Below are 8692 nucleotides of genomic sequence, written 5' to 3' on the forward strand. Positions count from 1 at the left end.
CAGCTCAGGTGCGGGTGAGTCTCAGCGATGCGTGGCAGGGCTTCTGGAGGTAGGCGGGTCGCGTCGTCGGATGGGTTATCCACAGGGGCGGCAGGGACCTGTCGAGGTCCGGGTGGGACGTGGCCTACTGGAGGTCGGTCCCTGGCGAAGGGAGTGGACATGTCAGCGACGGCAAGCGGAGGTTCGGCGCACCGACGCAAGGCGCCGGTCGGCCCGCTCCAGCGGCGCTGGTACACGGTGTCCGAGGTCGCCGAGATGCTCGGCTACGGCCCGACGAAGGTGCGGATGATGTGCATCACCGGTGACCTGCGTTCGCTCAAGGACGGCGGGTCCCGTCGCATCCTGCCGGCGTGGGTCGACGAGTACGTCGCCAAGCGGGCGGCCGAGGCCGAAGCGGACTGGCCGTGAGTCGCCGGGCCAACGGGGAAGGCTCCATCTACCCGTACCGGAACGGCTTCGCCGCACACGTGTGGATCACCACGCCCGCGGGCCGCCGCCAGCGCAAGTCCGTCTACGGAAAGACTCGCGCCGAGGTCCACCAGAAGTGGCTCCAGCTGCACGAGCGGGCGCGGCGCGGCCCGGTCGTACCGGTCTCGCCTAGCCTGCGTGCCTTTCTCGAGCGGTGGCTGGCGGAGACGGTGCGCCCAGGCCTCTCCCCGGCGACCGCCAGCAACTACGAGATGTTCGCCCGGCTCTACATCGTGCCCGACCTGGGGGACCGCAAGCTTGAGAAGCTGACGGTCCGCGACGTCCAGGCGTGGGTCAACGCTCTGCGGGTCCGGTGCCAGTGCTGCTTCCAGGGTAAGGATGCCGCGTTGCCCGAGCCGCAGTGCTGCGCCGTCGGGAAATGCTGCCAGGAGGTCGCCTCTGACTGGACGGTCCACCAGGCGTGGCGGGTGCTGCGTGGGGCGCTGACCCAGGCGATGCGCGAGGAGCTCGTCTATCGCAACGTGGCCGCTCTCGTCCGCGTCCCGGTGCCACGGGCGAAGAAGTCAGCCGTGTGGACCGTGGACGAGGCGCGGCAGTTCCTCGAGTCGGCACGGGCTGACGGTGACCCCATGTACGCGGCATACGTGCTGCTGCTGGTGCTCGGGCTGCGGCGAGGGGAGATGCTGGGGCTGGCGTGGGAGGACGTCGACCTCGAGCACGGCGAGGCGCTCATCGCGTGGCAGGTCCAGCGGGTCGACGGCCAGCTGCTGCGGCGCCGGACGAAGACGCCGTCGTCCGATGCGCCGCTCCCGCTTCCCGACATCGCCGTGCGGGCGCTCGAACGGCACCGCCTGGAGGAGAGCCGGCGCCGGCTCGCGGCCGGGGAGATGTGGGCAGACTGCGGTCTCGTCTTCACGACGCGGCTGGGCGACCCGATCGACCCACGCAACTTCCACCGGGCGTTCAAGACCCGCGCCGAGAAGGCCGGCGTCCCTGTCATCCCGGTCCACGCCACGCGCCGCACCTGCGCGAGCCTGCTGGTCTCACTCGAGGTGCACCCCCGAGTCGCGATGGCGGTGCTGCGTCACAGCAGGATCGCGCTGACCATGGAGGTCTACTCCCAGGTTTCCTCCCGGGCCACGCGCGACGCATTGCACCAGCTCGGTGGACGGTTGGGTGACGGCTCGGCTGTGTAAGTCGGTTGTCGCACCTGCGTGACAAGCGCAGATGTCACGGTTCGACGACAACTCGGAATGTCGCCGTACCGTGACATTGAGAAATGTCCACACACGTGACATCTCTCGTTCGGAGGCGGTTTCCCTGCTCAGGACGGTCCGTGGCTTCGGTGCCGCGGTACGCCAAACACGCCGAGAGGCCGGGCTCAGCCAGCAGGCGCTCGCGGATCGAGCGGCCGCCCGACGCCAAGGACGATGACCCGTGTGCCGGTCTCTTCGAGGGCGGCAGATGACGGCATACCCCGGAACGCCTGCGCAAGGGTCTTGCCGAGGCAGTCATGACAGCGGCCGCGGGAGCACCCGCGGCCTTCGTCGAGGGTGCACGCCGTGTCGCGACCGCCGTCGCTCAGCAGGGCCACCTGAAGGCTCCGCGCCTCCCGCGCGCGCCGCGCGGACAGCCGACGTGACCCACTGCAGTATTTTCCTGGGGTACGAGCACGAAAGAGGCCCTCCCCGCTGAGCGGGAAGGGCCTCTGACCTGGGTGGAGGCGAGGGGACTCGAACCCCTAACCCCCTGCTTGCAAAGCAGGTGCGCTACCAATTGCGCCACGCCCCCGAGGTGGTGGGCTGGTGGGACCGGCTCAGCCGTGTGCCGGCGGCTGGGGCGCGTTCGGCACGGTGTCGGTGGCCTCCGCCCACAGGTCACGTTCGGCCTGCTGGTCCTGCCACTTCTTGGCCAGGGCCGCGGCCCCGAGGGCGACGACGACGATGCCCAGCACGCGGTTCATGAGTTCTCCTGGTGGGGGAGGGAGTGGGCCTAACTGGACTTGAACCAGTGACCTCTTCCTTATCAGGGAAGCGCTCTAACCGACTGAGCTATAGGCCCCAGCGCGCGCTCGGCACGCCGGACGAGGTTACCCCACCGCGACCGGTCGCTCCAAAACGGCAGCACCCCGCCGGCGCGGACTCAGCGCTCGTCGGACAGCGTCAGCTGAGCGCCGCCCACGAGGGCGGTGCACACGTTGTAGAGGAAGGCGGTCAGCGTGGCCCAGGCGGTGAGCAGGATGACGTTGATGACCGCGATCACGACCGCGAGGGAGACCACCCGGCCGAAGCCGATGTAGTCCATCAGGTCGAACCCCTGCGCACCGGTCTCCCCCGTGGTGATCTCCACGATCAGGTCGTTGACGGTGGAGAAGACGTTCATGCCCGACAGCACCGTCCACAGCACCGCCACCATGACCACCTGGGCGATGCCGAGGGCCACGGAGACCAGGAACGAGATCTTCATGACCGACCAGGGGTCGAGCCGCTGGACGGTCAGCCGGACCAGCCGCGGACCAGTCCGCCGCACCGGGCGGGTGCCGGTGCGCTGGGTGCTACGGCCGCTGCTGCCGGTGGTGCCCGCCGACCGGGCGGCTGCCGCGGCCGCCGCACCACCGACCGCGGGCCCGCCCGACCCACTGCGTGCTCGGGCCTGCGGTGACTGGCGGGGTGCGGTCCGGGCCATGGCACCGTCCCGCATCGCGCTGGACCGTCCGGTCTGGGTGCCGGGGCGCTGCAGGCGCTCGGTGCGGTCGCCGCTGTCGCTGCCGCTCAACTGTCCTCCTGCGCCCGTCAGTCCTCGTCGCCGGAGCCGGCCTCAGCGGTCGGCTCCGGGGTGGTGCCCTCGGCACCGTCGTGCCCCGACGTTACGCCATCACCGCCGGTGTCCAGGGACTCCCCGCCGTCCTCCACCTCGATCTGCTCGATCTCCTCGTTGATGAGGGTGTCGGCGTTGCGGGCCACCGCGACGATCGCGTCGTCGCGACCCGGGGCCGCGAACCGCACCCCGGAGGTGTCGCGCCCGGTCGGGCGCACCTGGGCGACCGAGGAGCGCACCACGTTGCCGCGCTCCATGACCACCAGCACCTCGTCGTCCTCGGCCACGGTCAGCGCCCCCACCAGGTCACCGGCCTTCTCGGTGGCGCGGGCCACCTTGATGCCCAGCCCGCCGCGGCCCTGCAGCCGGTACTGCGAGACCGCCGTGCGCTTGGCCATGCCGGACTCGAACACGACGAAGACGTAGGGGTCGGTGCCGGCCTCCACGACCTGCATCGCCAGCAGATGGTCACCGTCCCGGAACTTCATGCCGGTGACTCCCGAGGTGGCCCGGCCCATCGGCCGCAGCACGGTGTCGGTCGCGGTGAACCGCACCGACTGCCCCTTGACCGAGACCAGCACCACGTCGTCCTCCGCGCCCGCCAGAGCGGCGCTGACCAGCTCGTCGCCGTCCCGCAGGTTCACCGCGATCAGGCCGCCGGAGCGGGGGGAGTCGTAGTCGCTCAACCGGGTCTTCTTCACCAGCCCGTTGCGGGTGGCCAGCAGCAGGTAGTCCGCCTGCTCGTAGTCGCGCAGCGCCAGCACCTGCGCAATCTCCTCGCCGGGCTGGAAGGCCAGCAGGTTGGCCACGTGGGAGCCCTTGCCGCTGGGGCCGCCCTCGGGGATCTCGTAGGCCTTGGCCCGGTAGACCCGGCCGTGGTTGGTGAAGAACAGCAGCCAGTGGTGGGTGCTGGTGGTGAAGAAGTGGTTCACGATGTCGTCGGCGCGCAGCGCCGCACCGCGCCGCCCCTTGCCGCCGCGGTTCTGCGGGCGGTACTCGCTGGTGCGGGTCCGCTTGGCGTAGCCGCCGCGGGTGATGGTGACGACCACGTCCTCCTCGGGGATGAGGTCCTCCATCGACATGTCCCCGTCGAAGGGCACGATCCGGGTCCGCCGCTCGTCCCCGTAGCGGTCCACGATCGCGGCCAGCTCCTCGGAGACGATGTCCCGCTGCCGCTGCGGGGTGGCCAGGATGTGGCGGTACTCCTCGATCATGGCCTGCAGCCGGTCGTGCTCGTCGATGATCTTCTGCCGCTCCAGGGCCGCCAGCCGCCGCAGCTGCATGTCCAGGATCGCCCGAGCCTGCACCTCGTCGATCTGCAGCAGCTCGACGAGGCCGTCACGGGCCTCCTCCACGGTCGGCGAGCGCCGGATCAGCGCGATGACCTCGTCCAGCGCGTCCAGGGCCTTCAGCAGGCCGCGCAGGATGTGGATCTGCTCCTCGGCCCGCCGCAGCCGGAACGTGGTGCGCCGGACGATGACCTCGATCTGGTGGTCCACCCAGTGCCGCACGAACGCCGACAGCGGCAGCGTCCGCGGGACGCCGTCGACCAGGGCCAGCATGTTGGCGCCGAAGGTCTGCTGCAGCTGGGTGTGCTTGTAGAGGTTGTTGAGGACCACCTTGGCGACCGCGTCGCGCTTGAGCACGATGACCAGCCGCTGCCCGGTGCGCCCGGAGGTCTCGTCGCGCAGGTCGGCGATGCCGGCGAGCTTGCCCTCGTTGACCTGCTCGGCGATCCGCTTGGCTAGGCTGTCGGGGTTGACCTGGTAGGGCAGCTCGGTCACCACCAGGCACTGCCGGCCCTGGATCTCCTCGACCTCGACGACGGCCCGCATGATGATCGAGCCGCGGCCGGTCCGGTAGGCCTCCTCGATGCCGCGGCGGCCCATGATCAGTGCCCCGGTCGGGAAGTCCGGTCCCTGGATGCGCGAGATCAGCGCCTCCAGCAGCTCGTCCCGGCTGGCGTCGGGGTGCTCCAGCAGCCACTGCACGCCGCTGGCGACCTCGCGCAGGTTGTGCGGCGGGATCTGCGTGGCCATGCCGACCGCGATGCCCGCCGAGCCGTTGACCAGCAGGTTCGGGAACCGCGCCGGCAGCACCGTGGGCTCCTGGGTCTTGCCGTCGTAGTTGTCGCCGAAGTCGACGGTGTCCTCGTGGATGTCGCGGACCATCTCCATGGCCAGCGCCGCCATCTTGCACTCGGTGTAGCGGGGCGCGGCGGCCGGGTCGTCACCGGGGGTGCCGAAGTTGCCCTGCCCGTCGACCAGCGGGTAGCGCATCGCCCAGTCCTGCACCAGCCGCACCAGGGCGTCGTAGATCGCCATGTCGCCGTGCGGGTGGTAGTGGCCCATGACGTCGCCGACGACGCGGGCGCACTTGTTGTAGCCGCGGTCGGGCCGGTAGCCGCCGTCGTACATCGCGTAGAGCACGCGGCGGTGCACCGGCTTCAGGCCGTCACGGACGTCCGGCAGCGCCCGGGAGACGATGACGCTCATCGCGTACTCGATGTAGGAGCGCTGCATCTCCGCGTTGAGGTCGACCGCCTCGACGCGGTCGCCGATGGGCGGGGGGGTGGTGTCGGTCACGCGTGTCCTTCTGGTCGTGGTCCGTCAGGGGCAGGTAGCGGCCGGCAGCGCGCCCGGGCGGGGCAGCCGGCCCCGGCCGCTACCGCGCATCAGATGTCCAGGAAGCGCACGTCCTTGGCGTTGCGCTGGATGAAGCCCCGGCGGGACTCCACGTCCTCGCCCATGAGCACCGAGAAGATCTCGTCGGCCGCCGCGGCGTCCTCGACGGTGACCTGCAGCAGCACCCGGGTGTCGGGGTTCATGGTGGTCTCCCACAGCTCCCGGTAGTCCATCTCACCCAGGCCCTTGTAGCGCTGGATGCCGCTGTCCTTGGGCAGCCGGCGGCCCGCCGCCAGTCCCTGCTGGATCAGGGCGTCCCGCTCGCGGTCGGTGAAGACGAACTCGTGCTCGGCGTTGGTCCACTTCAGCCGGTAGAGCGGCGGCTGGGCCAGGTAGACGAAGCCGGCCTCGATGAGCGGGCGCATGAACCGGAACAGCAGCGTCAGCAGCAGCGTGCGGATGTGCATGCCGTCGACGTCGGCGTCGGCCATCAGCACGATCTTGTGGTAGCGGGCCTTGCTGATGTCGAAGTCCTCGCCGATGCCGGTGCCGAACCCGGAGATCAGCGCCTTGATCTCCTGGTTGTTCAGGATCCGGTCCAGCCGGGCCTTCTCGACGTTGAGGATCTTGCCGCGGATCGGCAGGATCGCCTGGTTGTGCGGGTTGCGCCCGCGCACCGCCGATCCACCGGCCGAGTCGCCCTCGACGATGAAGACCTCGGAGATGGTCGGGTCGTTGGACTGGCAGTCGCGCAGCTTGCCGGGCAGGCCCCCGGACTCCAGCAGCCCCTTGCGGCGGGTGGCCTCGCGGGCTTTGCGGGCCGCGAGCCGGGCCGCCGCCGCCTGGACCGCCTTGCCGACGATCTCCCGGCCCTCCCGCGGGTGGGCCTCCAGCCAGTAGCCGAACTGGTCGGTCATCGCCGACTGCACGAAGCCCTTGACCTCGGAGTTGCCCAGCTTGGTCTTGGTCTGGCCCTCGAACTGCGGCTCGCCGATCTTGACCGAGATCACCGCCGTGAGCCCCTCCCGGACGTCGTCGCCGGTCAGGTTGGGGTCCTTCTCCTTCAGCAGCCGGTGCTCCTTGGCGAAGTCGTTCACCAGCCGGGTCAGCGCGGTGCGGAAGCCCTCCTCGTGAGTCCCGCCCTCGTGGGTGTTGATGGTGTTGGCGTAGGTGTGGACCGACTCGGTGAACGAGGTGGTCCACTGCATCGCCACCTCGAGGGAGAGCATCCGCTCGGTGTCCTCGGTCTCGAAGGCGATGACGTCCTCGTGCACCGGGTCCGACCGCTTGGAGCGGTTCAGGTGCCGCACGTAGTCCAGCAGCCCGTGCTCGTAGCGGTAGGTCACCGTGTGCTGCGGCCCGGTCGCGGCGGGCTCGGCCGCGGCGGACTCCTCACCCTCGACGGCCTCCAGCGGGTCGTCGTCGAGGGCGTCCGGGTCGGGGGCCTCGGCGGGCCGCTCGTCGGTGAGGGTGATGGTCAGCCCCTTGTTGAGGAAGGCCATCTGCTGGAACCGGGCCCGCAGCGTCTCGAAGTCGAAGACGACAGCGTCGAAGATGTCCGCCGACGGCCAGAACGTGACCATGGTGCCGGTGTCGTCCTCGGCGATCTCCTCGTCCTTGCTCAGCGGCGCCTGCGGCACGCCGAGCCGGTAGCTCTGCCGCCACACGTGCCCGCGCTGGCGCACCTCCACGTCGAGCTGCTCGGAGAGCGCGTTGACGACCGAGGACCCCACCCCGTGCAGGCCGCCGGAGACGGCGTAGCCGCCACCGCCGAACTTCCCGCCGGCGTGCAGCTGGGTCATGACGACCTCGACCGCCGGCTTGCCCTCGGCACGATGGAGGCCGGTGGGGATCCCCCGGCCGTTGTCGCGCACCCGGACGCCGCCGTCGGCCAGCAGGGTGACCTCGATCCGGTCGGCGTGGCCGGCCAGCGCCTCGTCCACCGAGTTGTCGACGATCTCCCACACCAGGTGGTGCAGGCCACGCTCACCCGTGGAGCCGATGTACATGCCCGGACGCTTGCGGACCGCCTCCAGCCCCTCCAGGACGGTGATCGCGTTGGCGTCGTACGGCGTCGCTGTGGCCAGGGACTCCGGGGCCGCCTCCGAGGCGGTGGCCTCCGGGAGCTCCGGCATGGCCGGGTCCTGGTCGGGCTCTGACGGGTGCTCGGGACCGACGGTGGCCACAGGTCTCCTTAGCGAGGGGGCGGGATTCGCCTCCATCCTATCGGTTCCCGGCCCGCGGACCGGCGATCACAGGCGCTGGACGCCAGATTCGGGCACCGAACTGACCAGGGGGCGCACCCCACCCCGTCGCCAGGGGGGCGGAGGGCTCTGAGCCGCCCTCAGCCGTAGGTGTCACGGGGCCCGGCGCCGGGGGCCCGCAGCGGCCCCTTGCGCCACGTCGGGCCGGCGGGTCCGTGCACGACGATCTGGGTGACGACGTCGTCCCCGACCTCGGTCTCGATCCGGGCGAGGACCGAGTTGGTCAGCAGCCGCATCTGGGTGGCCCAGGCGGTCGAGTCGGCCTGCACGGTGAGCGTGGTGCCCTCGAACGCGACGGGGGCGACGTGGGCGGCGACCGTCTCACCGACGATCGCCGGCCACCGCCCGACCACCGAGCCCACCTGCACCTGCCCGCGCCAGCCGCGGGAGGCCAGCAGCGACTCCATCTCCGTCCCCACCGGTTGCGGGTCGCGCCGGGAAGGTGTCCCGGCACCGGAGCGCCGCGAGGTCAGCCCGGCGGCCGGCTCGGCGCCACCGGCGCGCTGCCCGTGCCGGCCGGACCCACCGGCTCCCCCGGGCCGACCGGGACGCAGCCCG

General features: G+C 70.9%; 7 protein-coding genes and 2 tRNA genes. 2 read left to right on the forward strand and 7 right to left on the reverse strand.

From position 1 onward, the window contains the following. Window positions 1–159 precede the first annotated feature (159 nt). Window positions 160–408 carry a helix-turn-helix domain-containing protein gene (locus GFJ45_RS07725; RefSeq protein WP_153395835.1) on the forward strand — a complete coding sequence of 83 codons (249 nt, stop codon included), beginning with the start codon at window positions 160–162 and terminating at the stop codon, window positions 406–408. Beyond that, window positions 405–1625, forward strand: a complete 1221-nt coding sequence (locus GFJ45_RS07730) for a tyrosine-type recombinase/integrase (RefSeq protein ID WP_153395837.1) — start codon at window positions 405–407, stop codon at window positions 1623–1625. Before GFJ45_RS07725 ends, GFJ45_RS07730 begins: the two co-directional genes overlap by 4 nt. 522 nt (window positions 1626–2147) lie before the next feature. On the opposite strand, the gene GFJ45_RS07735 is transcribed toward GFJ45_RS07730, so the two are convergent. From GFJ45_RS07735 to GFJ45_RS07760, 7 genes are all read right to left on the reverse strand, one after another. Beyond that, window positions 2148–2220, reverse strand: a tRNA-Ala gene (locus GFJ45_RS07735). 25 nt (window positions 2221–2245) lie between these two features. Then, the gene (locus GFJ45_RS16330) at window positions 2246–2392 is read right to left on the reverse strand and encodes a DLW-39 family protein (protein WP_194288573.1); all 147 of its coding nucleotides are present in this window, start codon (window positions 2390–2392) and stop codon (window positions 2246–2248) included. Between the two features lie 24 nt (window positions 2393–2416). Then, a tRNA-Ile gene (locus GFJ45_RS07740) sits at window positions 2417–2490 on the reverse strand. An 81-nt stretch (window positions 2491–2571) separates the two neighbouring features. Next, entirely contained in the window at window positions 2572–3204 is a 633-nt protein-coding gene (locus tag GFJ45_RS07745) for a DUF3566 domain-containing protein (protein ID WP_228386678.1), read from the reverse strand. Between the two features lie 17 nt (window positions 3205–3221). Then, the gene (gyrA, locus tag GFJ45_RS07750; protein WP_153395839.1) at window positions 3222–5831 is read right to left on the reverse strand and encodes a DNA gyrase subunit A; all 2610 of its coding nucleotides are present in this window, start codon (window positions 5829–5831) and stop codon (window positions 3222–3224) included. Between the two features lie 89 nt (window positions 5832–5920). Then, window positions 5921–8005, reverse strand: coding sequence for a DNA topoisomerase (ATP-hydrolyzing) subunit B (gene gyrB, locus GFJ45_RS07755; protein ID WP_153395841.1), 2085 nt, complete (start codon window positions 8003–8005; stop codon window positions 5921–5923). A 209-nt stretch (window positions 8006–8214) separates the two neighbouring features. Beyond that, window positions 8215–8692 (reverse strand): DUF721 domain-containing protein (locus GFJ45_RS07760; RefSeq protein ID WP_153395843.1); only part of this gene is annotated, 478 nt, incomplete at its 5' end.

Source organism: Ornithinicoccus halotolerans (genome assembly GCF_009602535.1).
In the GTDB taxonomy this organism is placed as follows: Bacteria; Actinomycetota; Actinomycetes; order Actinomycetales; family Dermatophilaceae; genus Ornithinicoccus; species Ornithinicoccus halotolerans.